Annotated in this window: 23 protein-coding genes; 15 read left to right on the top strand and 8 right to left on the bottom strand. The window is 41.1% G+C overall.

Annotation, left to right across the window (positions count from 1 at the left end):
• A partial coding sequence (locus B176_RS21450; protein ID WP_237739855.1) for a hypothetical protein occupies nt 1-587 on the bottom strand: 587 nt, incomplete at its 3' end.
• 1 nt (nt 588) lies between these two features.
• On the opposite strand from B176_RS21450, the gene B176_RS21445 reads away from it, so the two are divergent.
• From B176_RS21445 to B176_RS0117790, 3 genes are read left to right on the top strand one after another with little or no spacing between them, the layout of a single operon-like run.
• On the top strand, nt 589-2,319 hold the full coding sequence (locus tag B176_RS21445; protein ID WP_316928476.1) for a TlpA family protein disulfide reductase: 1,731 nt from the start codon (nt 589-591) through the stop codon (nt 2,317-2,319).
• 21 nt (nt 2,320-2,340) lie between these two features.
• A complete protein-coding gene (locus B176_RS19955) occupies nt 2,341-5,544 on the top strand; it encodes a SusC/RagA family TonB-linked outer membrane protein (RefSeq protein WP_017260194.1) in 3,204 nt (1,067 codons plus the stop codon).
• Between the two features lie 11 nt (nt 5,545-5,555).
• Nucleotides 5,556-6,917 (top strand): RagB/SusD family nutrient uptake outer membrane protein, encoded by a 1,362-nt coding sequence (locus B176_RS0117790; RefSeq protein ID WP_017260193.1) that lies wholly within the window; start codon nt 5,556-5,558, stop codon nt 6,915-6,917.
• Nucleotides 6,918-6,977: 60 nt separating this feature from the next.
• Here B176_RS0117790 and B176_RS0117785 read toward each other — a convergent pair whose 3' ends face one another.
• Nucleotides 6,978-7,337, bottom strand: a complete 360-nt coding sequence (locus B176_RS0117785; protein WP_154648037.1) for a hypothetical protein — start codon at nt 7,335-7,337, stop codon at nt 6,978-6,980.
• Between the two features lie 660 nt (nt 7,338-7,997).
• Nucleotides 7,998-8,402, bottom strand: a complete 405-nt coding sequence (locus B176_RS0117775; protein WP_154648036.1) for a hypothetical protein — start codon at nt 8,400-8,402, stop codon at nt 7,998-8,000.
• A 912-nt stretch (nt 8,403-9,314) separates the two neighbouring features.
• On the opposite strand from B176_RS0117775, the gene B176_RS0117770 reads away from it, so the two are divergent.
• The 9 genes from B176_RS0117770 (at nt 9,315) to nadD (ending at nt 18,434) form a co-directional block, all read left to right on the top strand.
• Nucleotides 9,315-10,169: a LytTR family DNA-binding domain-containing protein gene (locus tag B176_RS0117770; RefSeq protein ID WP_017260189.1), complete on the top strand. Its 855-nt coding sequence runs from the start codon at nt 9,315-9,317 to the stop codon at nt 10,167-10,169.
• Between the two features lie 130 nt (nt 10,170-10,299).
• The gene (locus tag B176_RS19950) at nt 10,300-10,578 is read left to right on the top strand and encodes a helix-turn-helix domain-containing protein (RefSeq protein ID WP_017260188.1); all 279 of its coding nucleotides are present in this window, start codon (nt 10,300-10,302) and stop codon (nt 10,576-10,578) included.
• Nucleotides 10,579-10,935: 357 nt separating this feature from the next.
• Nucleotides 10,936-11,235: a GIY-YIG nuclease family protein gene (locus B176_RS0117755; RefSeq protein ID WP_017260186.1), complete on the top strand. Its 300-nt coding sequence runs from the start codon at nt 10,936-10,938 to the stop codon at nt 11,233-11,235.
• A 1,519-nt stretch (nt 11,236-12,754) separates the two neighbouring features.
• Nucleotides 12,755-13,396 carry a DUF6266 family protein gene (locus tag B176_RS0117745; RefSeq protein ID WP_026063436.1) on the top strand — a complete coding sequence of 214 codons (642 nt, stop codon included), beginning with the start codon at nt 12,755-12,757 and terminating at the stop codon, nt 13,394-13,396.
• Between the two features lie 399 nt (nt 13,397-13,795).
• Entirely contained in the window at nt 13,796-14,341 is a 546-nt protein-coding gene (locus B176_RS0117735; protein ID WP_026063434.1) for a C40 family peptidase, read from the top strand.
• A gap of 17 nt (nt 14,342-14,358) precedes the next feature.
• A complete protein-coding gene (locus tag B176_RS0117730) occupies nt 14,359-14,802 on the top strand; it encodes a hypothetical protein (protein WP_193372315.1) in 444 nt (147 codons plus the stop codon).
• Nucleotides 14,803-16,262: 1,460 nt separating this feature from the next.
• The gene (locus B176_RS0117720; RefSeq protein ID WP_017260179.1) at nt 16,263-17,126 is read left to right on the top strand and encodes a YicC/YloC family endoribonuclease; all 864 of its coding nucleotides are present in this window, start codon (nt 16,263-16,265) and stop codon (nt 17,124-17,126) included.
• A 71-nt stretch (nt 17,127-17,197) separates the two neighbouring features.
• Nucleotides 17,198-17,767: a guanylate kinase gene (gmk, locus tag B176_RS0117715; RefSeq protein WP_017260178.1), complete on the top strand. Its 570-nt coding sequence runs from the start codon at nt 17,198-17,200 to the stop codon at nt 17,765-17,767.
• Between the two features lie 94 nt (nt 17,768-17,861).
• A complete protein-coding gene (gene nadD, locus B176_RS0117710; RefSeq protein ID WP_026063433.1) occupies nt 17,862-18,434 on the top strand; it encodes a nicotinate (nicotinamide) nucleotide adenylyltransferase in 573 nt (190 codons plus the stop codon).
• Between the two features lie 303 nt (nt 18,435-18,737).
• Here nadD and B176_RS0117705 read toward each other — a convergent pair whose 3' ends face one another.
• From B176_RS0117705 to B176_RS20775, 3 genes are all read right to left on the bottom strand, one after another.
• Entirely contained in the window at nt 18,738-19,004 is a 267-nt protein-coding gene (locus B176_RS0117705; RefSeq protein WP_017260176.1) for a VF530 family protein, read from the bottom strand.
• Nucleotides 19,005-19,006: 2 nt separating this feature from the next.
• On the bottom strand, nt 19,007-20,761 hold the full coding sequence (locus B176_RS0117700) for a lysophospholipid acyltransferase family protein (protein WP_017260175.1): 1,755 nt from the start codon (nt 20,759-20,761) through the stop codon (nt 19,007-19,009).
• Between the two features lie 575 nt (nt 20,762-21,336).
• On the bottom strand, nt 21,337-21,495 hold the full coding sequence (locus B176_RS20775) for a FeoB-associated Cys-rich membrane protein (RefSeq protein ID WP_017260174.1): 159 nt from the start codon (nt 21,493-21,495) through the stop codon (nt 21,337-21,339).
• Nucleotides 21,496-21,616: 121 nt separating this feature from the next.
• Between B176_RS20775 and typA the strand changes: the two genes are divergently transcribed.
• Entirely contained in the window at nt 21,617-23,428 is a 1,812-nt protein-coding gene (gene typA / locus B176_RS0117690; RefSeq protein ID WP_017260173.1) for a translational GTPase TypA, read from the top strand.
• Nucleotides 23,429-23,663: 235 nt separating this feature from the next.
• Here typA and B176_RS0117685 read toward each other — a convergent pair whose 3' ends face one another.
• Nucleotides 23,664-24,482 carry an ion transporter gene (locus tag B176_RS0117685; protein ID WP_017260172.1) on the bottom strand — a complete coding sequence of 273 codons (819 nt, stop codon included), beginning with the start codon at nt 24,480-24,482 and terminating at the stop codon, nt 23,664-23,666.
• Between the two features lie 210 nt (nt 24,483-24,692).
• Between B176_RS0117685 and B176_RS0117675 the strand changes: the two genes are divergently transcribed.
• Together B176_RS0117675 and B176_RS0117670 are read left to right on the top strand one after the other, a co-directional pair.
• Nucleotides 24,693-25,037, top strand: coding sequence for a hypothetical protein (locus B176_RS0117675; protein WP_017260170.1), 345 nt, complete (start codon nt 24,693-24,695; stop codon nt 25,035-25,037).
• Nucleotides 25,038-25,161: 124 nt separating this feature from the next.
• Nucleotides 25,162-25,617, top strand: coding sequence for a hypothetical protein (locus B176_RS0117670; RefSeq protein ID WP_017260169.1), 456 nt, complete (start codon nt 25,162-25,164; stop codon nt 25,615-25,617).
• A 202-nt stretch (nt 25,618-25,819) separates the two neighbouring features.
• Here the strand turns inward: B176_RS0117670 and azu are convergent, their stop codons facing one another.
• Nucleotides 25,820-26,338: an azurin gene (azu, locus tag B176_RS0117665; RefSeq protein ID WP_237739853.1), complete on the bottom strand. Its 519-nt coding sequence runs from the start codon at nt 26,336-26,338 to the stop codon at nt 25,820-25,822.
• Nucleotides 26,339-26,542: the final 204 nt, after the last annotated feature.

Genomic DNA, 26,542 nt, shown 5'->3' with positions numbered 1-26,542 from the left:
TTACCGAAAAATTCCGCCTTGTCAGTTGCGGTAAAGGTGAAGAACTTCTTGCACTGCCATTGTAGCAAGTGGCGCAGCGGAGAGTTTTTTGGTGACTTTTTTGCGGAAAAAAAGTTACTAGCCTTTCCGCCGGCAATGAGGCGGGAAGATTTTAATTCAAAGAACAAATCGAAAAAGAGGGACAACCGTGAATCAAGCAAGAAGCTATTAAGCAACAGATTGTCGCTTCGACCCAGCGCAAGGGCGGACGCTTCGCTCATCACAATGACGGGTGAAGGAGGAGGTTTGCAGTTAAGGAGTAATCCTAATAGCAATGACCTTTCGTTACCGAAAAATTCCGCCTTGTCAGTTGCGGTAAAGGTGAAGAACTTCTTGCACTGCCATTGTAGCAAGTGGCGCAGCGGAGAGTTTTTTGGTGACTTTTTTGCGGAAAAAAAGTTACTAGCCTTTCCGCCGGCAATGAGGCGGGAAGATTTTAATTCAAAGAACAAATCGAAAAAGAGGGACAACCGTGAATCAAGCAAGAAGCTATTAAGCAACAGATTGTCGCTTCGACCCAGCGCAAGGGCGGACGCTTCGCTCATCACAATGACGGGTGAAGGAGGAGGTTTGCAGTTAAGGAGTAATCCTAATAGCAATGACCTTTCGTTACCGAAAAATTCCGCCTTGTCAGTTGCGGTAAAGGTGAAGAACTTCTTGCACTGTCATTGTAGCAAGTGGCGCAGCGGAGAGTTTATTCAATTTGCTTATTGTTTTTTAAAGGCTTTCATGCATCCGCTCCGCTCAAGTTTGGTTACTTTTTTCGGAAAAAAGGAACTAGCCTTTCCGCCGGCAATGAGGCGGGGAGATTTTAATTCAACGAACAAATCGAAAAATAGGGACAACCGTGAATCAAGCAAGAAGCTATTAAGCAACAGACTATCGCTTCACCCCAGCGCAAGGGCGTACGCTTCGCTCATCACAATGACGGGTGAAGGGGAGGGCGGTCGTTATAAAGCACTCGGAACACCAATCCGGAGAAAAACCAGAAACTCCAAACTTCGTCCAAACCTGTTAATGTTATTACTAATGGTAGTCGTAATTATAGGAGCAGGGGACAAAGCCAAATCCCAAAACAGAGCTTTGCAAATTGGCGACACCATCCCCGCAGAAATATGGAATACCCCTTTAAAGGTAGTCAACCATCCAGAAGGAAAAACCACCATCAAGCTAAGTGATTACAAAGGCAAACTGATTATCCTGGATTTTTGGGCTACATGGTGTGTTAACTGTGTGAAATCATTCCCAGAGGAAGACCGCTTGCAAAAGGAATTTAAAGACCAAATCGTGATTTTGCCGGTAAGTACCCAAAAGCAAAGTGTGATCAGCGCTTTTATGCAAAGGGATAACCCTACCAAAGGAACAAGTTTAACAGTGGTTACCGATGATCAGTTACTTTCTAAAACCTTTAAACATCAATTAATGCCACATGTGGTATGGATAGATGGTACAGGGCATTTTGTAGCAAGTACAGCGGCCAGCTATGTGCAGACCGAAAAGATACAGCAAGTTTTAAAAAGCGAAAAACTGAACTGGACCATGAAGCGGGATTTTCTGGAATTCAATAAAGCGGATGCTTTGATGGCCTGGGTAGAGCGTGGTGGAGCAATGCCAAAAATGACAGGTTATAGCGCTTTTGCCACTCACTTATTGGGTGTTGACCCTGTTTCGGGTTTACAAAGTAATGAAGCAGAAGGGCATCAAAGGCGATACGATATCAATATGACGCTGGGTACTTTCAGTGTGCGGGCATCTGAAACTAAGCTTCCATTGCTCAGCAAAAAGCAATACCGTTATGAGGTAAAAGACATCAATAATTACAGCTGCCCAGTTGGAACATTGTATATGGATTGGAAGGTCAAACATACTTTTTGTTACGAGGCAGTATTTCCTTTAAGCTTTAACCCCGCTCAGATCAAACAAAAAATGCGGGAGGATTTGAAATGTTATTTCGGTTTAGAGGGAAAACTGGAATACCTAAAAGTGACTGCATGGCTATTCGATAAAGTAGGAACAACGACCAAGCAGACCGCTGTAGCGGATACGCAATCTTTGGATAACCTGATTTGGGAAATCAACGAGCACCATCCAGAACTGCCCATAGCCATAGCTGAAACGGCTATTGGAAATTTACAAGTCCCAAAAATGGATGATACACCGCTCAATATTTCAAACATCAACAAGCGTTTAGCAGGGTACGGTATCGAATTGAAAGTAGCGGAGAAGGAAGTGCCATTTTTTGTACTGTATGAGCAAAATAAGGGCGCTAACAAACCATAATAACAATTAAAGCAATTTAAAATGAAACAGAGCTACAAATATATATTCCTGTTGTTGTTAGGAATAGGAAGTGTGCATCTTGCCAAAGCACAGTTGAATGGCAGCGTTATAAACGCAAGTGACGGCAGCCCTGTGGTGGGTGCATTGGTCAGTCTAAAAAATCAACAACAAATCACCATTACGGATAGTACAGGGCATTTTAGTTTTTTAGGAAAGCTAAAAGATGACCTGTTAGAAGTCCAATTATTGGGTTACCAGAAATATAGTCAGCAATGGACCAAAGCACAAGGAAGTTTTTTAAAGATCAATCTACAAACGGCCTTAAATACCTTACAGGAGGTGGTGGTGCGCACTGGTTATCAAAAACTCAATAAAGAGCGTACAACAGGTTCTTTTGAACAGGTGAATCAGCAGTTGCTGAACCGCAGTGTGGGTGCCAATATATTGGATCGGTTAGAAGGCGTAACCGGGAGTTTGCTGTTTGATAGGCGTGATAAAGAGAAACCCAGATTACAGATTAGAGGGCTCAGTACTTTATATGCCACGCCGGACCCCTTGATTGTACTGGATAATTTCCCTTATGAAGGTGCGATTGAAAACATTAATCCTAATGATATAGAGTCGGTAACGGTGTTGAAAGATGCCACTGCAGCGTCAATTTGGGGAGCAAGAGCCGCCAATGGTGTAATTGTGATCAGCACCAAGCAAGGAAATTATAGTCAGGCCTTAAAGCTGTCTTTAAATATCAATACCAATATTGCAGGCAAGCCAAACCTGATGGATCTGCAGCAACTGGATACCAGAAATTATATGGCTTTTCAAAAAGATCTTTTTAACAAAGGCTATTATGATAGCGAGCTGAATAACCAAAGTACTTATAGCCCAGTTGGTGAATACATAGAGCTATTAGCTGCAGAAAGAGGCGGAACAATGAGTTCGCAAGCCGCCATAACAGGAACAGAAGTGCTGCAAAATCGGGATGTACGTCGAGATTTTGAAAAATATCTTTACAGAAACACCCTAGCGCAGCAGTATGCTTTGAGCATGAGCAAAGGGACAGCCGGCATGAAATACCTATTGAGTTTGGGCTATGATAAAAGCCAAAGCAATTTGAAAGGAAATGGTTCGGAGCGTTTGAGCATAAGGTTTGACCATCACCTAAAAATGACCAAACGTTGGGAATTGGAGAGCCAAGTTTATTTTGTAGCCAACCAAAATGAGAACAATAGTCCGGGCGGCTATGGTAGCTATAAAACGGGCAACCGAGCGTTATTGCCCTATACCCAATTGGCAGATGAAGAAGGCAGCCCCTTGGCGGTAGAAAAGACATACCGACAATCATATTTAAACAGTAGCAACAGCCAATTGCTGGATTGGAATTATAGACCACTGGAAGAACTGGGTTTGGCAAACAATGCGCAAAAGGGGAGAGACCTCAAAATTAATTTGGCAGGGCTTTACCAGATCGCTAACGGCATTAAAGCAGAGTTGCGCTATCAATATGGCAATGTTCAGTTAAACGGATATGAGCTGAACAGTGCAGACAGCTATTTCGCTCGAGATCTGATCAATCAGTTTACGCAGATTAGTGGAACAACAGTGAGCAGACCTATTCCAATAGGAGGAATACTGGATGAGAATACCCAGCTGGTTCAGCATCATTCCATTAGAGGGCAAGTGAGTTTTGAAAAGCGTTATGGAACAGCGCATGAACTGAGTGCCATGCTGGGTGCTGAAACTAGGCAGGTAAATACCGAAGGGAGAGGAGACAGAACCTATGGTTATGACGATGCACATTTATCTTATAATTTGGTGGATTACCTCAATAACTATAATTATTACGTGAACGGTAGCGGAAGAATCCCTGATGGGAGAAGTATGGTAAGCTTGACCGATCGTTTTGTTTCTTTTTATACCAATGCTTCCTATAGCTATAAAAAGCGTTACACCTTGTATGCCAGTGCCAGAAAGGATGTTTCTAATCTATTTGGGGTAAAAGCGAATAATAGGGGTATCCCTTTATGGTCGGCAGGTGCGGCATGGAATATCTCGGATGAGGATTTTTACAGTTCAAAATGGTTGAATTACCTGAAAGCCCGTTTCACTTATGGCTTTAGCGGTAATTTACCAAGCGGACAATCTGCCTCCACTTTGTTGACATGGTATTCGGCTACTGGAACAAGGAATAACTTACCTTATGCAGTAGTGAGTACACCGCCCAACCCAAACCTACGCTGGGAAAAAACCGGCATGCTGAATATGGGTTTAGACTTTGCGCTCTGGAAACATCGCTTATGGGGCAGTGTGGAATATTATCATAAACAGGTGAGCGATCTTTTAGGGCATCAAGATTTAGACCCAACCACAGGCGTATTGAGTATGTTGACCAATACCGCACACATGAAAGCCAATGGGTTCGACCTGAACTTGCAAAGCCGAAATATAGAAGGCGTATTCAATTGGCAGAGCCAGTTTTTGTTCAGTACGGTTAAAAATACGGTCACCAGATATTTGGCTACTCCATCTGTTTATGCTACTAGTTACGTAGGTAATGCCAATACCGTATTGCCTTTTGAAGGGAAGCAACCTTATATGGTAATCAGCTATCCCTGGGGAGGCTTGGACCCACAAAATGGAGATCCGATAGGGGTTGATGCCAATGGCTTAGCCAGTAAAAATTATAGGGACTTGGTAGGCAATTCTTTATTGAGTGATGGAATGGTATTTCATGGCACACCTTTACCTCATTTTTTTGGTGCTCTAAGAAATACCTTTTCGTTTAGAAACGTGAGTCTTTCCGCAAATATTGCCTATCAATTTGCTTATTATTTCAGGAGGAATACCATTAGTTATTACGATTTCATGCAGTTTGGGGATGCACATCCAGACTACCTATTGCGCTGGCAACAAAGCGGGGACGAGCTGCATCACACCGTTCCATCCATGGTTTATCCAGGCAATCAGTATCGGGATGACCTCTATGCCCGTTCGGCTGTAACTGTAGAGAAAGGAGACCATATCCGTTTGCGGGATTTGCGTTTGTCGTATTCTCTGCAAAAGAAGCAGCTGCCAAAACTACCCTTTCAGCAAGTTGAAATCTATACCTACCTCGCAGACCTGAATGTGTTGCTATGGAAAGCCAACAAAGCGGGGATAGACCCTGATTTTATCAATGGGATGAAGAATCCGATGAGCATTGCTCTCGGGATCAGGACGAACTTTTAAAAAATAAAGAGATGAAAAGAAATAAACTGTTTTTAAGCTTAAGCCTACTCGGTGTTTTGTTCCTTTTAAGCTGTAATGATTACCTGGAACTGAAACCGAATAAGAAATTATCAACCCCAGAAACCATAGCCGATCTGCAAGCTATTTTGGATAATTATTTGGTGATGAACCAAAGTTTGCCCTATAATGGAGAAGAAGGCAGCGATAATTATTATGTATTGAGCAATATTTGGCAAGGGATATCCAGTGCAACAACGAGAGGAAGTTATATATGGGAGGATGATGGCGGCGTACCGGCTAACTGGACAGCACCCTATAAAACCATTTTTTGTGCCAATGTGGTTTTGGATGCGTTGGAAAAAATCAAAGAAAAAAACACAGAAGTGGGGCAAAGTGGATTATTAAGAGGTAGTGCCTTATTCTATCGGGCCAATTGCTATTATGAGCTGGCACAAGTATTTTGTTTGGCTTATGACGCTCAAAGTGCCACTCATTTGGGTTTGCCTTTAAGGCTGGATGCAGATTATAAGGACGTTTCAAAAAGGACCAATTTGGAAGCCACCTATCAGCAGATTATTAAAGACATCAATGATGCTTTGCCTTTGGTGCCTAAAACGGTGAGTATCAAAAGTAGGCCGAACAAAGCGGCAGTTTTTGGGTTATTGGCAAAAGTGCGTTTGGTGATGGGAAATTATGAAGCAGCAGAAAATGCGGCAGACAGTTGTTTGAAATATCAAAATGTATTGATGGATTATAACGATTTGAGCTTAACCGCTACTACGCCTATTGCCCGGTACAATCCAGAAGTGATTTTTACTGCCCGCTCGGTTTCTGAAAGTGCTTTGACAGCTACTTCGAGATGTAGGATTGATACTTTATTGTATGCCAGTTATGCAGCCAATGATTTACGTAAGAGCATTTATTTTAAAGTGAACAAAGATTTGTCATATACGGTGAAAGCCAGTTATGATGGCACTTATGTAGGTGCATTTTTTATGGGTATTGCCACCGATGAAATTTATTTGATTAGGGCAGAATGTAGGGTCAGAAATCAAAACCTTGCGGGAGCGATGGAAGACCTAAATACCTTGATGGCAAAGCGGATTCAAAAAAGCAGTTTTGTAAAAAGGATTGCCAACGATTGGCAGGAAGCTTTGGACTTGATATTGATAGAAAGGCGGAAAGAACTGGTATTTAGGGGAAGTCGTTGGACAGATATTAAACGTTTGAACAAGGAAAACAGGTATGCCATTACGCTCAAGAGATTATTGGAGGGGAAGTTATATGAGCTGAAACCCGGAGATAAAAGGTTTGCGTATTTAATACCAACATTGGTGATTAACAGGAGCGGAATGGAACAGAATGAAAGATAAGAATTGATTAAGAACGGGAAGAATTTAAAATAAATGTCTTCCCGTTCTGTTTTGAAAACCTTATTCCTGTCTTAATTTAACGTTTGCACTTTCCACATGATTGGTTTGCGCATCACTGATTTCAGTTGTCATGGTGCCATCAAAAGTGGCTGGTTTACCACTGCTGCCTTCTGGTGCTTGGATGACACAGATTTCTTGGTTACCCTCACAAATTGCAGCTGCTTCTTCTTCTCCAGATGGTTGTGAAGCTAACAGGTCATAATTGGAAGCATCAGTAATGGAGCCACTGCCATCATATTCATACCATAGCGAGGTAAGTGCGGCGGCCTTTGGTGCTTCAGCTCTAAAAGCTGAAAATGCAATGCTTAGCGCAATTAGGAATATAAAAGCGCTAAAAATTTTAAAAGAATTTTTCATCATGTTGTTGGCTTACTATTTATCGAAGCCATAGATTTTTTGGAATTGTTGCCTACTCTTTCAGGTTTTCGGCTGCTCCTAACATCAGGCCTAATGCACAGGTAAAGTAAATCGCCTGAAAGCGTAAAAAATGTTCTTTTACTTTTTTGGGGAATTTTTTTTGAAGGAACCGGGGAGAAGGGTATAGCGCCCTAAAAATCTGGAGTAATGGATATTTTGGTTTTTGTTGTATCGTAGGTCATTGATCATGCGGGTAATCCGATGCTCCTCGCAGTTAAATTTTACAGCCAATTCTTTTCTGGATAAAGGAGATTTTTTTTGAATCAACTCCAGTAAATAATCTCTTTGACTTTCATAAGTTTGGTAACTGACCATTGTGAAGGATGATTGGGTTTTGAGTAGCAAGTAGAAAGTAGTACGTAGAAAGTAGAAAGTATGAAGTATAAAGTAGCAGGTATAAAGTAGCAAATAGCAAGTGAAAAGTAGAGAGTAGCAAGTATTTTCACCCAACCACCCAACCACCCAACCACCCAACCACCTAACCACCTAATCACCTAACCATCCACCCACCCAACCACCCACCTACCTAACCAATAAAAACGAAAAACAGCCGGTCTTCTTCCCTTTATACTGTTTGTGGTTTGCCGGCTGCTGTTCCATGCTTTAGCTGCCCATAGGGCTTAAGTATTCGATACTGAAATTGAGGGTTTCAGTTTGGCTACTACCCAATGATTCATTATACACATTAGCCGTTTTTGCTTCGTTACGGTAAAGCTTGCCACGGTCTTTCTTTTCCCGCAATAGGGAGGTCTCTGGCTTATAAAGTGATACAGGTAAACGATTGAGTACAAAGTATCCCAATTGTGTAGCCGACTCTTGTAGGAAAGTTGCTCCTAGGTTATCCAAGTCTTCCAATTGTGGAGTGCTGAAGATAAAGTGATCTTTGAGCCATTGTCTCAAGTCCGTCTGGATATGCAAGACTTCTTCTTGCAATTGTTGTTGGTTGAGCAGGTAGAGTTCCTGCAGTAGCTGCTGTAAACCAGCATCACTAAAGTTTACTTTTTCCATTGTAAAAATTATTAAAGGTTTAAAAATAAGCTTGCAAGCCATCGGCGAATTAGAGCTAAATAATACAGCTTCGCAAGCCCTAAGTATGAAATAGGAGTGAACCGTAGTAAAAAAAGGTGTGAGCGGTAGTTTCACATCCGTCATTTCGACCACAGGGGGAAACCTCCAACCCACAAAGGTTAGTCCTGTCTTCACGCACCACCTTCCCCCGTCATTCCGACCACAGGGAGAAAACCTCCAACCCACAAAGGTTAGTCCCCCCCTTCACGCACCACCTTCACCCGTCATTCCGAACGAGGTACGAGGAGGAATCCCCAACCCACGAAGGCAATCCCCTCTTCCCGCACTACCCTCCCCCCGTCATTTCGACCGCAGGGAGAAATCTCTAAGCTACAGCGGGCGAACTGTTGTTAAGCACAGGTGTTAAACTCAGGCTTGTGCCAAGGAACACTGGGATTTCTCCTTTGCCTATGCGCTCGTTCACCATCGCTCGTCGAAATGAGGTGGTTTACCGTCATTCCGAACGAGGTACGAGGAGGAATCCCCAACCTACGAAGGCAAGCCCCTCTTCCCGCACTACCCTCCCCCCCGTCATTTCGACCGCAGGGAGAAATCTTTAAGCTACAGCGGGTGAAACTTCGTTAAGCACAGGTGTTAAACTCAGGCTTGTGCCAAGGAACACTGAGATTTCTCCTTTGGCTATGCGCTCGGTCACCATCACTCGTCGAAATGACGTGGTTTACCGCCATTCCGAACGAGGTACGAGGAGGAATCCCCAACCCACGAAGGCAAGCCCCCTCTTCACGCACTACCAGCAAAGGCACCAACCCGAAAAGAGCCCGCAATTCAAAAGCAGATTAATTTGATTTTTTTCTAAAAAAGAAATAAATTGTACAACTAAGCATCCTATTTATGAAAAACCAGGCAATCCAAACATCGGTAAGCTATTTTCATTGGTCGTTCCGTCTGGTAATCTCGTTATTTATAGCGTGGTATCTTAATACAGCTACACAGTACAGATCGTTTTTTATATTAATCCAGCAGCGCAATTATCAAGAAGCCGTTTTATTTAGTTTTTTAATGGCGATAGGTGTAATATCCGGTGTTCATTATATTAGTTTTTACTTAGATAAGTACCTGCTTTGGGAAGAAAAACCCATATTACGCACCATCGCACAACTGTTGTTTGGGGTAGTTGCCATGATTTTGTTTACCTACCTAGCGGTAGCTATTTATTTCCGCAACATTGGTGGCAACATGGATTTGAGCGACTATATGGTGTTAGAGTTCCCAATTGTTCAAACTGCGATCGCGATGCTCAATGTGCTTTACCTTTGCTATTATCTCATCACAAAAAAATTAGTCCCGGAAAATCATGAAAAACACCTCAAAGGCACTCTGGGCAGCAAATCTTTTTTTATACCTGTAGGCGATATCCTCTATTTAGTGCGGACCGGGAAGGAAGGCTATGCAGTGCTCAAGAACAATAAGACTCTTCATATCGTTTACAAGATGAGCGAGCTAGAGGAGTTACTTGACCCTAAGAAGTTTTTTAGAGCAAACCGCTCACTAATGGTCTCACTGGATGCGGTAGCCGGATACAAACCGGTTAAAAACATGCAATGCGTGTTGCTATTGCGGGTGCCGATACAGATAGGGATTGATTTGACGGTTACTCGAAATCGGACAGAGACCTTAAAGCGGCTACTGAGCCAAAGAGCAATTAAACCAGAAGAAGGTCACAAGGCCCTGTTGGTGAAGGGATGATTTTGTTTTTGGAGATTTATTTTTTTATTATATTTGGGTTTACTGTTTGTGTTAGCCTTCCTGTGTTAACGGCTTTGCTTATGCTTTTATAAGCGGATGAAAGCCATGTTCTGTTTTCTAATACACAAACATGATGAAAGAAATACCTACACCGCAATATCTACAGGAAATCGTAAACCTACTTTACCACATCCTTATGAAGATGCCACATCCTGCAGACCTAATCCCTAAACCATTGCCTCCCGAAACCCATTGGTTAGACAACCAAGACTTGATGCAGTTATTGCATGTGAGCGATAGAACATTACAGCGCTGGCGAGCAGAATCTAAACTGCCTTTTAGTAAAATCAATGGTAAAATATGGTACCTCGAAAACGACGTTAACCAGATGCTTAAAGACGGTCGATAATGTTTTAATATATTTTAGCGCTCTCTTTTTACGGCTCTCCTTCCTCACCTCAACTACCCCTCTGTCACCTCGACGAAAGGAGAGGTCTGTAAGTCCTCCAGCACTACCACCCGTTCCATCACCACCCACCACAGATTCCTCCTCGTACTCTCGTTCGGAATGACGGTTAATGAAGGTCCGACACCTCGACTACCCCTCCCGTCACCTCGACGAAAGGAGAGGTCTGTAAGTCCTCCAGCACTACCCCCAGTTCCATTACCACCTACCACAGATTCCTCCTCGTTGCTTTCGTTCGGAATGACGGCATAAGCGGGTTCAGCCACTTTTAAAACTCAAATAAAATCTATAAATTCACATATGGAAAGAGGAGGTTGTATCTATATCCTAACCAATAAAAACAAGACAACGCTTTACGTCGGCGTCACTTCCGATCTTTCGAAACGGTTAAATGAGCATAAAAATCACATCTATCCTCGTAGTTTCTCCGCCCGATATAATTTAACCTACTGTATTTACTATGAAACGTTTACTTCTATTGTGGAAGCAATAGCCAGAGAGAAGGAAATTAAGAAATGGAGAAGAGAGAAAAAAGAAAAGCTCATTAACCAATTAAACCCAAAATGGGACGACTTATCGATAGGGATTCAGGAATGGTAATACCACCTCGAACACTCCTTCCTCGTAACCTCGGCCGATCCCTTCCCCGTCACCTCAACTACCCCTCACGTCACCTCAACTACCCCTCACGTCACCTCGACTACCCCTCACGTCACCTCGACGAAAGGAGAGGTCTGTAAGTCCTCCAGCATACGCCCCTTGTTCCACCACATCCCAACTAACAGATTCCTCCTCGTACCTCGTTCGGAATGACGGTTAATAAAGGTCCTTCACCTCGACTACCCCTCACGTCACCTCGACGAAAGGAGAGGTCTGTAAGTCCCCCAGCGCAAGCCCCTTGTTCCACCACATCCCACTAACAGATTCCTCCTCGTTACTCTCGTCGGAATGACGGTTAATAAAGGTCCTTCACCTCGACTACCCCTCACGTCACCTCGACGAAAGGAGAGGTCTGTAAGTCCCCCAGCATACGCCCCTTGTTCCACCACATCCCAACAACAGATTCCTCCTCGTTACTCTCGTCGGAATGACGGTTAATAAAGGTCCTTCACCTCGACTACCCCTCACGTCACCTCGACGAAAGGAGAGGTCTGTAAGTCCCCCAGCATACGCCCCTTGTTCCACCACATCCCAACTAACAGATTCCTCCTCGTTACTCTCGTCGGAATGACGATTAATGAAGGTCCGTCACCTCGACTACCCCTCACGTCACCTCGACGAAAGGAGAGGTCTGTAAGTCCTCCAGCATACGGCCCTTGTTCCACCACATCCCACTAACAGATTCCTCCTCGTTACTCTCGTCGGAATGACGGTTAATAAAGGTCCTTCACCTCGACTACCCCTCACGTCACCTCGACGAAAGGAGAGGTCTGTAAGTCCTCCAGCATACGGCCCTTGTTCCACCACATCCCACTAACAGATTCCTCCTCGTTACTCTCGTCGGAATGACGGTTAATAAAGGTCCGTCACCTCGACTACCCCTCACGTCACCTCGACGAAAGGAGAGGTCTGTAAGTCCCCCAGCATACGCCCCTTGTTCCACCACATCCCACTAACAGATTCCTCCTCGTTACTGTCGTCGGAATGACGGTTAATAAAGGTCCGTCACCTCGACTACCCCTCACGTCACCTCGACGAAAGGAGAGGTCTGTAAGTCCCCCAGCATACGCCCCTTGTTCCACCACATCCCACTAACAGATTCCTCCTCATACCTCGTTCGGAATGACGGTTAATGAAGGTTCCTCAGCATGACAGTGGGAACGATGGGCTCTTTGTTCGTACCATCTTCGTAGCACCTTCGTATGTACTTCGCAAAAAGTACCTTTTTTGCGAACATGGTACGCACCAGTACCGAACAGCATGCGAAGAAGTCATTTTTAAGAAAAAAACAGTAAAACAGCCAAGCCCAGCCAATTAGCGTCAATGAAAGTCAAATTAAGACATAAGCTACTGGACTATAGTTTTTTATAAAATTGTAGCCTACGTTTGTTTCAACAAGTGAAAGCTGGCCGGCATACAAGCTTGGAGTTTGATTATTTATCATTTAAAAAAAGAAAAAATGGCAACAATTAAAAAAGGAATCCTAGGTGGATTCTCTGGAAAAGTAGGGACGGTAATAGGAGGCAACTGGAAAGGTGTTGATTATATGCGCAGTTTGCCAAAGGCATCTTCTAAAGCTCCTACTGCGTTACAATCTGATCAAAGAATAAAATTTGCCGCAGTAATGGCGTTCCTGAAACCTATATCTGCACTGATTAGCAAAGGCTATCAAGCCGCTACCGGCGCCAGAACACCGATGAATGCGGCAGTGTCTTACCACGTTAAAAATGCGATTATGGGTGCAAGTCCTGATTTTGAAGTCGACACTACGAAAGTAATTTTTAGCCAGGGTGATCTCGCTGGGCCTTGGGCTACGATAGTTGAAAGTACCTTGCCTGCCAGTATTTTATTCAGTTGGCAGGATAATACCGGAACCGGCTTAGCCGAGGCCAATGATAAAGCCATATTGTTAGTTTACAATGCTACAAAATCACAATATGTGTCCTTGGAAAATGCAGCAAACCGTTCTGAAGGAGAGGTCAACCTTATCTTACCCGCAACCTTTACTGGTGACGAGGTAGATTGCTGGATGAGCTTTAGTAATGAAGATGGTAAGCGCATTGCTACCAGCGTATACATCGGTAAAACAACGGTTTCCTAATCATTACGAACAGCCGGACCTAGATTGGGGACGGCTGTTATTTAAATATATTTTGATGAGCGGAAGAAAGCTCGTCTTCACTTTAACAAAAGAAAAAATGACAATTTTTACGATGAACGGACGGAGGCTGAGTAGCCTAGTCCCGGTACTCAATACGCACCCCTTAATCTTATTGCTAGTTAGCCTAGGCGTTATTTACCAATGTGCTCCTTTGTGGGTTTATTGGTTAGACCCCACTGCGGCCTTACCCGATGCTGGGATATGGTCGCTGGTATTACTGGCAATTATAGTTTTTCTGATTTTGCTCTTGTTGAGTGCTTACCTTTTTAAAGCGAGTTTGAGATGGCTGGGTCTGCCCACATTTAATAGGATGGTTTCACAATTTAAAACATTAACCTTATGGCAACAATACGTATTTTATTGGGCATCATTTGCCTTGCTGCTATTGGCGGTTATCGGCTGCCTCATCGCACTTTGTTAGCACAGCAAAGCGAAAAAAGACAACAAGTAATCGCCACTGCCGAAAGAGAAATAGGCGTAAGAGAAAAGACAGGTAGAAATGATGGAGCGAGCGTTGAAAAATACCTGAGCACCGTGGGACTAAAGCAAGGCCAGCCTTGGTGTGCAGCTTTTATAAGTTGGGTATTTCAACAGTCTGGATTCAACAGACCCAGAACCGGATGGAGTCCCGCATTGTTTAATCCTAAGGTCAACACCTCCATGGCAAGGGAGGGAAATGTATTCGGGATTTGGTTTCCAAACTTAAAGCGCATCGCCCATGTGGGTTTAGTAGAAAGAAAGGAAGGGAACTGGATCATTAGTATAGAGGGAAACACCAATATTGCTGGGAGCAGAGAAGGCGATGGTGTGTATCGAAAAAGAAGGCTGGCAAAAAGTATTTATGCTTTCGCCGATTGGATAAAAGTGGGGGAGGATAAACCATGAGAATATTGGTGTTTTTGATGTTAATCATCCTATCGGGATGTACTTTGTTCAAAGAGAAAATACGTTTGGAGCAGGATTCCGTTTCAGTAGTAAAATCTTCAAACCGAAGGGAACTGAAGCAGGGTAGATGGAGCAGTGTAATAGCGCTTACCGAAAACAGTTTGGTACAGCATTTATTCATTGAAGCTGATGCGCCTTTTAAATGGAAGGCGGATAGCGGCTTATCCGGTGGTGCGGGGAGCTATCACATCCTGATGATGAAGAAGGAGAGCTCTTTACGAAAAAAAGTAGCTTTATCCGAACAAGAGCTTTTAGAAAAGAATGAGAAAAATAAAAGAGAAAGCCTGAAACGTCGGATGTTAAAACAGGAGATTTTGCCTGTAGCTTTTAACTGGAAATTTTGCTTTTGGATAGGATTACTATTGTTTTTTGGACTTTGTTATTTACGATGGAGGCGATAGCTCCACGTCACCTCGAAAGAAGAGAGAGGTCTCTAAGTTTCTAGCTTTATACTGTTTTTCAGCACAGCCACTAGCAGGTATATTCGCCGATTTCTTATAGACAAAAAAAAGGTCAGTTGACGAAACGCAGGGTCCTCTGTGAGAGACCCTGCTTGGACGGAATCGAAAAATAGGGACAACCGTGAATCAAGCAAGAAGCAATTAACACACGGATTGCCACAGCCCGCTTCGCACAACGCTGCCGCTTCGGGCTTCGCACTGACGGATGAAGGAGGAGCGATGTTGTTTAATTTAATGCAGAAGGCAAAAGCTTTTAGAAAAGAATGAGAAAAATAAAAGAGAAAGCCTGAAACGTCGGATGTTAAAACAGGAGATTTTGCCTGTAGCTTTTAACTGGAAATTTTGCTTTTGGATAGGATTACTATTGTTTTTTGGACTTTGTTATTTACGATGGAGGCGATAGCTCCACGTCACCTCGAAAGAAGAGAGAGGTCTCTAAGTTTCTAGCTTTATACTGTTTTTCAGCACAGCCACTAGCAGGTATATTCGCCGATTTCTTATAGACAAAAAAAGGTCAGTTGACGAAACGCAGGGTCCTCTGTGAGAGACCCTGCTTGGACGGAATCGAAAAATAGGGACAACCGTGAATCAAGCAAGAAGCAATTAACACACGGATTGTTACTTCGCCCCAGCGCAGAGGCTAACGCTTCGCTCATCACAATGACGGGTGACGGAGGGGTTTACGGTTAAGTGGGAGTATTCCTCAGCGCACAGTCCTTTCGTTGGCGATAAATTCCGCCTTGTTTTATGCGGTATTGGTACAGAAATTAAAGCACTGCCTTTGTAGCATAAAACGCAGCGGAGAGTTTTTTGGTTACTTTTTTGCGGAAAAAAAGAAACTAGCCCTTCCGCCGGCAATGAGGCGGGGAGATTATGATTCAAAGAACAATTTCCAAAAGAAAGACAACCGTGAATCAAGCAAGAATCTGTTAACCAACAGATGTCACTTCCCCCGTCGCAAAGGCGGAAGCTTTGCTCATCACAATGAGGGGTAAAGGAGGAGCGATGCGGTTAACAGGAGTATTACTAGCAATGTCCTTTCGTTAGCGAAAAATTCCGCCTTGTTTTATGCGGTATTGGTACAGAAATTAAAGCACTGCCTTTGTTAGCATAAAACGCAGCGGTGGCTTTTTGGTTCCTTTTCAGCTAAAGGAAAAGAACTAGCCTTTCCGGCGGCAATGAGGCGGGAAGATTATGATTCAAAGAACAGTTCCCAAAAGAAAAAAGTAACAATTAACTAAAAAATTACCATTAAAAAAGCAGGGTCGTTTGCAACAGACCCCGCTTGGACATAAAGCGAGAAACTATTAAAACGGGATGACAGTCCGGAGGGTGACTTGAGTAAAATTTCCAATTCATTTATCTCCCTTTAAATTTTATCTTTGCAAATGATTAAATCTATGACTGGTTACGGTGCCAGCGTTACCGACTTGGCTAATGGCAAATACACCGTTGAACTTAAATCTCTCAACAGTAAATTTCTAGAACTAAATATCAAGTTACCAAAAGCATTTTCCGACAAGGAATTTTTTTTAAGAAATGAGTGTAGCAAGTTGTTGGAGCGTGGTAAAGTGATGTTGAGCATTAGTGCAGATGTGACCGACGCAGGTTCAAAAGCAGCCACTATTAACAAAGATTTATTTGCGCATTATTATGCCGAGCTTAAAGGTATCGCTAATACGATTGGTGATGAGGGAAATAACCTAATTCCTGTGGTTTTAAATTTACCGGAAGTGGTGAAGTACGATGAAAGTTCGGTTTCTGAGGACGAGTGGAAGCTGATGCTGGAAACTTTTTACAGAGCAATTGATAATTTCCAACAATTTAGAGGGGATGAGGGCGCTGTTTTAGAGCTTGATTTAATAAACAGGGTCAAAAGTATATTAGATTTTATGGCTTTGGTAGAACGTGATGAACCTAATCGGGTGCCTGCAATCAAAGAAAAATTAAACACCATGCTTGCCGATGCGGTGGGGAAGGAAAACGTAGACCAGAATCGTTTAGAGCAGGAGTTGATTTACTATATTGATAAGTTGGATATTACCGAAGAAAAAGTAAGACTGAAAAGCCATTGCAACTATTTTATCGAAACTTTAAAAAACAAGGATGCCAACGGTAAAAAACTAGGTTTTATATCCCAAGAAATTGGTCGAGAAATCAATACCATGGGCTCTAAGGCCAACGACGCCAACATTCAGCGCTATGTTGTTGGGATGAAGGAAGAATTAGAAAAAATCAAAGAACAACTGTTAAACGTTTTGTAAATAAGCCAAAAGACTAAGGCTCGAAGTAAATAGCTTTAAGCCTTCAGCCTTTAGCTTTCAGCTTAAAAAGAATGCAAGGTAAACTCATTATATTTTCTGCGCCATCTGGAGCAGGTAAAACCACCATCGTACAACATCTGTTAAAAACATTTCCAGAAAAAATTGCCTTTTCTATATCGGCAACCACTCGCGAAGCCCGCGGCGAGGAACAGAATGAGAAAGATTATTATTTCATCTCTAAAGAAGAATTTTTGCATAAAGTTGCGCAGCATGCTTTCGCCGAATTTGAGGAAGTTTATTCGGGGACATTTTACGGAACGTTAAAAAGTGAGATCCAGCGGATTTGGGATAGCGGGAAAACCGTTATTTTTGATTTAGATGTGGAAGGTGGTTTACGTTTGAAAGAAAAATACGGTGAAGATGCACTCGCTATTTTTGTACAGCCACCATCATTGGAAGTGTTGATTGAACGTTTGACCGGTAGGGGTACAGAAAGTAAAGAAAAAGTACAGGAGCGTATTGCCAAAGCCGGTAAGGAATTAAGCTATGCGCCAAAATTTGATGTCATTCTAAAGAATTACGATTTAAATACGGCTTGTAAAGAAGCAGAGGATTTACTTTTGCAGTTTATTGAGGCATAAAGCTCATTATACCTCTAATACTTCTTTCTACAAAGCAACAAACAAAGTCATTACTAACAACCGAACCAACCAACAACCTAAAAACCTAAAAAAATTGAAGATAGGATTACTTTTTGGGTCTTTTAACCCGATACATACAGGGCATTTAATTATTGCCAGCTATTTAGCCAACCATACCGCTTTAGATAAAGTTTGGTTGGTGGTTTCGCCACACAATCCTTTGAAAGAAAAAAAGGATCTGATCCAGGTTTATGATCGATTAGAGATGGCGAAGCTAGCTACCGAAGACGCGGAGAATATTATGGTGAGCGATATCGAACTGAAATTGCCACAACCATCTTATACCATTGATACCTTAACACATTTAAGGGAGCTTTATCCAGAACACGAGTTTACACTGATTATGGGTTCTGATAACCTTAAATCTTTAAAAAAGTGGAAGAACTACGAGTTGATTCTACGCGATTATAAGATTTATGTTTACCCGCGTCCGGGTTATGAAAACTCAGAACTTGCGAGCCATCCGTATGTTACCATTACAGAAACACCTTTGATGGAGCTGTCCTCAACCTTTATTAGAAAATCAATAAGCGCTGAAAAGAGTGTAAAGTATTTTTTACCTGATGAGGTGATTGCTTTTATTGAAAGTAAAGGGCTTTATAAATAAATTTCCGCAAGAAAATAAGGGCATGTCATCCTGAGGATTGTCACTCTGAGCGGAGTCGAGGAGGGAGTCGAAGGAGTGCGTAGGGCTTTTTACAAGAGAAATTAGGGTCTTTTTTATTAAATTGGGATTATGTCCAAGCAGGGTCTGTTGCAGACGACCCTGCGTTTAGAATTCATTCCCACGGTAGGTTTCATCCTGAGGATTGTCACTCTGAGCGGAGTCGAGGAGGGAGTCGAAGGAGTGTGGTGGACTTTGTGATTTGCTTCCGCCCCAGTTCAAAATCGTATCAAAAAAAATAAAACTTTACAACAAACCACTTTTCCCTTTTTCTATACGCTTGATATTATAGCGATAAAGATATTCTACTTTTTGCCTAGCCCAAGGTGTTTTACGCAGAAAAGCCAAGCTCGATTTTACATTAGGGTTGTTGGAAAAGCATTTTATAGGAATTTTCTCCGCCATTTTTTCCCAGCCGATGTATTTCGATAAATCCGTTACAATAGTTTCTAAAGTTAAACCATGTAAGGGATTATTCTTTTGTTCGTCCAGATCCTTGCTTTTCTCTTCCATTGTTAAATATTTTTACCCAATTTCTCCAGCATATCATGTGGTACATCCTGTAAATCGAGGACTAAGAAACCATCCAAACAATCCGAGAATTTAGGGTCGATATTGAAGCAGATAATTTTTGCATTCAATGCGATGTACTGTCTTAGTAGTACCGGAACTTTAATATGTGTAGTTTCAATCTCGGCAATTAAGCTGTCCAGATTTTTTAAGGAACTGCTGGAAGCCGTCAACAAATCCGCGTCGATTTTAGAAAAATCAACCTTAAACTTTTTACGTGGTTTTACCATATGCGCCAGCTCGCTATCAAAATGGTTGCGGTAAATAAAGTTTACGATTAAGGATTTGGAGAATTTACTAAAAGCATTGCTAATAGAAACAGGCCCAATCAAATAGCGGTACTGCGGGTTGTCTAAAATATATTTTAAGATCCCTTTCCACAGTAAAAACAGCGGTAAAGGTTTTTGTTGGTATTCTTTTCTAATCCAGCTTCGACCAAGCTCTAAGCTATTGCGCAAGACCGGGTAAAACTGCGATTTGATTTTGAATAGCTCATAAATGTAAAATCCCTTTTTGCCGAAACTGTAAAAGATCTCGTCGCCTTTTCCAATACGGTAAGCACCTACAATCATCTTAGTTTCTAAATCCCAAATAAATAAATGGTTATAATAAATATCGTAGCTATCTAAATCTATGGCTTTGTTGGATCCTTCACCAACTTCTCGAAAGGTAACCTCTCTTAACCTTCCAATTTCTTTGATGATATTCGGAATATTTGCTGTTGGCGTAATATAAACCTCGTAGTTTTTTTCTGTCCAGATTTTATGCGAGTCTCTTAGTTTTTCTACCTCTTCCTCCATCAGCTCTTGCGCAATTGGAGCTACAATTTCTTGAGGCTTAGATTTGATTTTAAAAAGATTCCGTGGACTAAAAATTTTCTTTTCTTCTTCTAAACCTGCGCCTAAAGCATAGGTTTTAGCTCTTAAAAAGGCAAGCATATCGGTGCTGTTGTCGTTTGTTGGTATATCCTTATAAGCAATCGGTTTTCCTATACGTACTTTAATGGTGTGTCCTTTTTTATTGAAAAGTTCTGAGGGTAACTTTGCCGTTCGTAAAGTAGGATGAATTAAGGATAGAAGATTAAACAGTAAACCATTATTTCCATGGAAATAGATAGGCAATACCGGAACTTTAGCTTTACTAATCAGTTTACCCACCACCGGATGCCATATTTTATCGGTAATCTGTTGCTGATTTATTTTATAGGTTGAAACCTCGCCAGCCGGAAAAATACCGATAGGCGTTCCGTTATTTAGTAATGATAATGTGGTTTTTATACCGCTGATGCTGGACGAATGTTCTATGTTCTCAAACGGGTTTACCGCAACAAAAAAATCGGTCAGGTTAGGTATTTTTTTTAATAAAAAGTTAGCCATCACTTTGGCATCGGGCCTAACCGTACATAAAACCTTTATTAATATCAAGCCTTCTATGCCACCATAAGGGTGGTTAGCAATCGCCGTAAATGCACCTTCTAAAGGGATGTTTTTCCAGTCAGATTCATTAACTTCTACCTTTACGCCAACCAACCGTAAAATCTCATCAACAAATTCAACGCCTTCGTACTTTGCTGCTTTTGCAAACGTTTCGTTGATGTCGGTGATCTTCATAATCGCCATTATTAAAGACGCCAAACCAGGCATTCTTAACTTATTAAGCTTGGTGGCTTTGGCAAATTCTTCTGTACTTATAATCTCCATGGTTAACAGGGTTGTTCCACTAAATATTAACGAGCAAATCTATAAAATTATAATGTGGTAAAGGAATAATGTTGGGCAGTTTTGGCGTTTGTAACCACACCGTTAAGCAATGTAATGATTATAAGGGGAATTAAAATAAATTTTACGCTACAGCATTTCAATTTTATAAACCTCTTTACAGAAAGCAAACAAATTACAATGGTATGCTGGTATCCCGATGTCGTTATTTAAGAGATTTTTCTCTTCATGGCGTCATGTCTGACGCCAGTGAGACATCTCACAAATAGGTAGGACACCCAATGTATTGCCTTGCGAGATGTCTCGTGTCCTCGACAAGGACAAAAACCTCTTAAGTAATGATATTGACTGGTATCCTGTTTGAGGAAAATCGACCTGTAGTAGAAGTGAAAACACCCTCTACAAAATGAAAACGTAGCGACTGATAAAAGGAATCCAGCAACAGATATCCTACCCAGTTTCAGAATTAAGATTTAGGAAATATTTTTTAAGGTTGGGGGCGTAAGCTTATTACCTTATGCCTTTTTTGTTTTTTGAGGGTAAAAAATAAAAACGTATTAATTTTTTTTTGTGTCGATTTTTGAGAAATCAACCCCACATTTACCACAGCCACTGGCGCAGCCTTTTTTTGATTTTAAACTCCTATATATTAACCTCCCCATATAAAATAAGGCGCCTAAGAATAAAATGATAACGATAATGAGCTGTAAATCCATAACCTTACAAAGGTAAAAGTTTAAAAATAATACATAGTCATTTTAAATTCAAATGATTAGCATGCGATTTTTTGTGATTAATATTATACCTTTGCAAAAATTTTTTTAGAGTAATTTTTGAATGCAAAAGATTAGAAACATAGCGATTATCGCCCACGTTGACCACGGTAAAACCACATTAGTTGACAAAATTTTACACTCCTGTTCTATCTTCCGAGATAATGAGAACTCGGGTGACCTGATATTAGACAACAACGATTTAGAGCGTGAACGTGGTATTACCATTGTTTCAAAAAACGTTTCGGTTCAGTATAAGGACGTGAAAATCAATATCATTGATACACCTGGTCACGCGGATTTTGGTGGCGAGGTTGAGCGTGTTTTGAAAATGGCCGATGGTGTAGTGTTATTATGTGATGCTTTTGAAGGCGCAATGCCTCAAACTCGTTTTGTAACACAAAAAGCTTTGGCTTTAGGCTTAAAACCAATTGTTGTTGTAAACAAAGTAGATAAAGAAAACTGTCGCCCAGAAGAAGTTTACGAACAAATTTTCGAATTGTTCTTCAACCTGGATGCAACAGAAGATCAGTTAGATTTCCCTGTAATTTACGGTTCATCAAAACAAGGATGGATGAGTACAGACTGGAAAGAAAAGACAGAAAATATTTTCCCTTTGATGGATGCTATTTTAGCAAACATTCCACCAGCACCAATACAGGAAGGTACTTTGCAAATGCAGATTACTTCGTTAGATTATTCTTCTTTCGTAGGTCGTATTGCAGTTGGTAGAGTTGCCCGCGGTACCATCAAAGAAAACATGCCAGTTTCTTTGGTAAAACGCGATGGTAAAATTGTAAAATCAAGAATTAAAGAATTATATACTTTTGAAGGCTTAGGGAAAGTTAAAGTTACTGAAGTTGGGTGTGGAGATATTTGTGCTGTTGTAGGTATTGATGGTTTTGACATTGGCGATACCATTGCTGATTTCAACAATCCAGAACAATTGGAAGTAATTTCTATTGATGAGCCAACAATGAACATGTTGTTTACCATCAACAACTCTCCTTTCTTTGGTAAAGAAGGTAAATTTGTTACTTCACAGCGTTTACGTGAGCGTTTATACAAAGAATTAGAGAAAAACTTGGCTTTACGTTTAGTAGAGACCGAATCTCCAGATTCCTACCTAGTTTACGGTCGTGGTATTCTTCACTTATCAGTTTTAATTGAAACCATGCGTCGTGAAGGTTACGAAATGCAGGTTGGCCAGCCACAGGTAATTGTTAAAGTTATTGATGGCGTTAAATGCGAGCCGATTGAAACTTTAATTGTTGATGTACCGGGTGAGGTTGCAGGTAAAGTAATTGAATTGGTAACGCAGCGTAAAGGTGATTTATTGATTATGGAACCTAAAGGCGATCTACAGCATTTAGAATTCGACATTCCTGCTCGCGGTATTATTGGTCTACGTAACAACGTTTTAACTGCAACTGCAGGTGAGGCAATTATGGCGCACCGTTTTAAAGCCTACGAACCTTGGAAAGGTACAATCCCTGGACGTGGAAACGGAGTTTTAATTTCTATGGATAAAGGGATGACTACCGCTTATGCGATTGACAAATTGCAAGATAGAGGCCGTTTCTTTGTTGATCCAGGAGTTGATATTTACGAAGGTCAGATTTTGGGTGAGCACATCCGTGATACCGACTTGGTAATTAACGTAACCAAAGGAAAGCAATTGACTAACATGAGAGCTTCTGGTACAGATGATAATACACGTATTGCACCAGCAATCAAATTCTCTTTAGAAGAGTGTATGGAATATATCCAAGCTGATGAGTACATTGAAGTTACGCCATTAAGCATCCGTTTACGTAAAATTTACTTAACAGATCAAGAACGTAAAACAAAAGGGAAAGCATTGATTAACCAATAAGGATTTTTGATTAATTATTAAAGGTCTCAGGTTTAAAATCTGAGGCCTTTTTTTGTGCCAGCTAAATTGCACACAAGTCTTTAAAAAGCAGTATCAAGTTTCTTAAATTTTTAATCGGGCGCTTTTACACGCTTTTTCACTAAATCTTTTTTTGTTACCTGCACCCAGTTTAAGCACAAAAAAAAGGATGCCGTTTCAATCGTTAGCGCAAAAAGAAATGCGATCAAATTGCCTACTAGTATTCGGTCTCCAAGCTTAAGGTTTGCCCGCAATTGCCACAGAAGTTATCGGCATTTTTTACTGGTCGATCGCATTTCGGGCATTCCGACTGGTGTTTTTCTCTCACCTTTTTAGTAAGTTCTGCAGTTACAATTCCGGTAGGTACTGCAATTATTGCATAACCCGATAACATCATGAAAGATGCAATGGCTTTACCCAGATAAGTCATGGGTACAATGTCTCCAAAGCCAACCGTGGTAACCGTGACGATTCCCCAATAAATACTGGAAGGAATGCTAGAAAACCCTGGGTTTCCATGTTCGATCACATACATTAGCGTAGCTAAAAGTACAATGAAGGTAAATATGAAGGTTATAAAAACTGCTATTTTGTAAGCGCTCAATTTTAGTGCGGCTAAAAGAACTTGTCCTTCGCGGGTAAACCTAACCAGCTTTAATATCCTAAAGATTCGCAGTAACCGAAGTATTCTGATGACTAAGAGGTAGTGGTACGCGGCAAAAAAGATGCTGAAATAAGTGGGGACAACAGAAAGGAAATCTATAACACCCCAAAAGCTGAATACGTATTTACGGGCCTTTTCTGCAATATAAATTCTAACCAAGTATTCAATAGAAAACGCAATGGTGAAAAACCATTCGATGTAATAAAATGTTTTTGGAAACCTAAGGCCGAGCTCAGGCATGCTTTCCGCAATCACCACCACTACACTGACCAAGATTACCCAAAGTAAAATGATGTCAAAGTGTTTTCCTTCTTTGGTATCTGTTCCGAATATAATGCTGTTTAGTCGCTCCTTAAAATTCTGTTGTGGCATATTGTTGTATTAAATTTCTTGTAAAGCCGCCAAAAAAAACAGACTTGGCGTTAAACTTATAGCGGGATTTTATACAAAATAAAGAGTTTAGGGGGTAGAAGGCGAATTTTTCGAGGAAAAAGGTTATTTCCACCTTCCTACCTTTTTCAATTTTTTCATCAAGCCACCTTTTTACTTTACTATTGCAATGATTTTGTATCATTGCATAAAATGAAGCTACTGCTAAAAATATTTACCATCTTAATTTTCGGGATCGTATTTAACACGAAGGCCTCAGTCGTTTCTTATGATCAAGCAAAACTTGAGCGTAATCAACAGCAGGAGTTTAAAAAAGTACAGACATGTGGTACAAGTGCTGCGTTTTTAGAGAGTTCAAGAGTGTCGTTCCCTGTACACTCGCAAACTTTGCCTGTTTCTACGTCCGTACTGTTCACTTTTATTTCCTTCATCGGTTTTGCTGGAATTGGTGCGGATAGTTTTTATCAGAAAAAAATTAAAGTTTTGAGGCAACGCTGGTTGTGGCTCATCCTTTTTCCTTTCCATTCTTTTTATTAGTTACGCAATTGCTCTTTCTTTTAAAGATCAGGCAATCCTCCTAGGAAATTTAAAAAGATAATTTCCAAATCTTTATTTAGCTGCCAGTTAATACTGGTAATCCAAAATTTATATCCTAAAAAAAATGACAAATATTTTAGAGAACACCCTTGTTATGGTTGTTTTAGCCGCATTGATATTGATTCCCGTAGTTATAGTTAAAAGAAGTAACAGAAAAAAGAAACAGGAATTACTCCAAAACAAACTCGACAGCATTACTGCCGATAATAATTGTAAACTTACCCGTACAGGCAGTATAGGGAACTTGCTACTTGCCTTTTCGGATAAGCGGAAGTTGATACTTCTCAATTTAATCGATTTTACCTACGAATTAATCGACCTTGAAAAAGTTATAAGTGTTAAGGAAGAGATAAGTTATAATGGCAAAGAAGTAAGAAATGTGATGCTTTTATTGTCTTTTGCTAATGGTGCGAAAAAAGAAATTGTTCTTTATAAGCAATATGACAGTAGTGAAAGCGAATTGCCTAGCGCTAAAAAAATGGCCAAGGAATGGGTTTTACTACTGGCTGTGCCAGCTTAACATCCGAACAGCCGTTTGTTACGATAAGATAAACGGCTGTTTCTAATAGAACGGTATAATAGAATTAGGGAGCTTTGAAAAAGCTAGTAACCCTCCAGCCGGAAAATAAAAGCCCTTTGAAAAAGAAAAGTCCCAGAGGTGCAAGATAATATAATTCCCTGCAAGCCTTCTGGGACTTTTTAAGTATAAACTTTAGTTCTTTTTACTGAACAATAAATTTACCCTTCATAATAGAATAGTGCCCTGGGAAAGAACATAAAAAATCATAAGTCCCTTTTTCTGGAGCTGTGAAGGTAATGGTGTCGCTCTCTCCGCCACCAATAAGTTTGGTATGTGCAATTACGCCATTACCATCAGCTGGGATGTAATCATTGTCTTTAGCCGCCATTGCTGCAGTTGCAAAAGTAGCCATATCTGTACCTTGGGTTAAAAGTACAAAATTGTGTCCCATAGAAGCTGCAGGCTGTTTGCCTGTATGGTTCAACGTTAAAACTACTGTTTGTCCAGCAGAAACAGTAAACTCATTTTTATCAAACTGCATAGCATCATTGGCATTTAAAGTGATTTCTGCTTTTTCTTGGCTGGTAGCCTCCGTTTCATCAACAGCTGTTTCATCAGCAACCGCTGTTTCATTCGTTGCTTCACTTTTTTGTTCGTTGTTACACGCAAATAAGAAGGTTAAGCCTAGGGCTAACATTGCGAAAGTTGATTTTAATTTCATTTGTTTCATATTAAAATATATTTTTCAGCAAATCTAAGGCAAAGCTTTTCATATCTAAAGTGATTTAGGTCATAAACTTGGCAGAATTAGCTTGTACTGTAATAATAAAGTAATAATGGTAAAACCTAGCTTATATTTCACGCTCGATGCTTTCGTAGCGTCGCTTTTGTTAGGGCGATTCTCTAATTTCGATGAGTACACCGA

This window comes from Pedobacter arcticus A12, from assembly GCF_000302595.1.
Taxonomy (GTDB): domain Bacteria; phylum Bacteroidota; class Bacteroidia; order Sphingobacteriales; family Sphingobacteriaceae; genus Pseudopedobacter; species Pseudopedobacter arcticus.
Note: the sequence above shows the minus strand (reverse complement) of the source record. Positions and strands in the feature narration are given on the sequence as shown.

Excerpts from the sequence above, each read along its gene's own strand:
- B176_RS0117755 (WP_017260186.1), top strand. The coding sequence starts at position 10,936 with ATGGAAAGAGGAGGTTGTATCTATATCCTAACCAATAAAAACAAGACA.
- gmk (WP_017260178.1), top strand. The coding sequence starts at position 17,198 with ATGCAAGGTAAACTCATTATATTTTCTGCGCCATCTGGAGCAGGTAAA.
- B176_RS19950 (WP_017260188.1), top strand. The coding sequence starts at position 10,300 with ATGATGAAAGAAATACCTACACCGCAATATCTACAGGAAATCGTAAAC.
- B176_RS21445 (WP_316928476.1), top strand. The coding sequence starts at position 589 with ATGACGGGTGAAGGAGGAGGTTTGCAGTTAAGGAGTAATCCTAATAGC.
- azu (WP_237739853.1), bottom strand. The coding sequence starts at position 26,338 with ATGAAATTAAAATCAACTTTCGCAATGTTAGCCCTAGGCTTAACCTTC.
- B176_RS20775 (WP_017260174.1), bottom strand. The coding sequence starts at position 21,495 with ATGGATTTACAGCTCATTATCGTTATCATTTTATTCTTAGGCGCCTTA.
- B176_RS0117735 (WP_026063434.1), top strand. The coding sequence starts at position 13,796 with ATGGCAACAATACGTATTTTATTGGGCATCATTTGCCTTGCTGCTATT.
- B176_RS0117785 (WP_154648037.1), bottom strand. The coding sequence starts at position 7,337 with ATGATGAAAAATTCTTTTAAAATTTTTAGCGCTTTTATATTCCTAATT.
- B176_RS0117775 (WP_154648036.1), bottom strand. The coding sequence starts at position 8,402 with ATGGAAAAAGTAAACTTTAGTGATGCTGGTTTACAGCAGCTACTGCAG.
- B176_RS0117730 (WP_193372315.1), top strand. The coding sequence starts at position 14,359 with ATGTTAATCATCCTATCGGGATGTACTTTGTTCAAAGAGAAAATACGT.
- B176_RS0117700 (WP_017260175.1), bottom strand. The coding sequence starts at position 20,761 with ATGGAGATTATAAGTACAGAAGAATTTGCCAAAGCCACCAAGCTTAAT.
- B176_RS0117670 (WP_017260169.1), top strand. The coding sequence starts at position 25,162 with ATGACAAATATTTTAGAGAACACCCTTGTTATGGTTGTTTTAGCCGCA.
- B176_RS0117685 (WP_017260172.1), bottom strand. The coding sequence starts at position 24,482 with ATGCCACAACAGAATTTTAAGGAGCGACTAAACAGCATTATATTCGGA.
- B176_RS19955 (WP_017260194.1), top strand. The coding sequence starts at position 2,341 with ATGAAACAGAGCTACAAATATATATTCCTGTTGTTGTTAGGAATAGGA.
- B176_RS0117770 (WP_017260189.1), top strand. The coding sequence starts at position 9,315 with ATGAAAAACCAGGCAATCCAAACATCGGTAAGCTATTTTCATTGGTCG.
- B176_RS0117790 (WP_017260193.1), top strand. The coding sequence starts at position 5,556 with ATGAAAAGAAATAAACTGTTTTTAAGCTTAAGCCTACTCGGTGTTTTG.
- B176_RS0117720 (WP_017260179.1), top strand. The coding sequence starts at position 16,263 with ATGACTGGTTACGGTGCCAGCGTTACCGACTTGGCTAATGGCAAATAC.
- B176_RS0117675 (WP_017260170.1), top strand. The coding sequence starts at position 24,693 with ATGAAGCTACTGCTAAAAATATTTACCATCTTAATTTTCGGGATCGTA.
- B176_RS0117745 (WP_026063436.1), top strand. The coding sequence starts at position 12,755 with ATGGCAACAATTAAAAAAGGAATCCTAGGTGGATTCTCTGGAAAAGTA.
- typA (WP_017260173.1), top strand. The coding sequence starts at position 21,617 with ATGCAAAAGATTAGAAACATAGCGATTATCGCCCACGTTGACCACGGT.
- B176_RS0117705 (WP_017260176.1), bottom strand. The coding sequence starts at position 19,004 with ATGGAAGAGAAAAGCAAGGATCTGGACGAACAAAAGAATAATCCCTTA.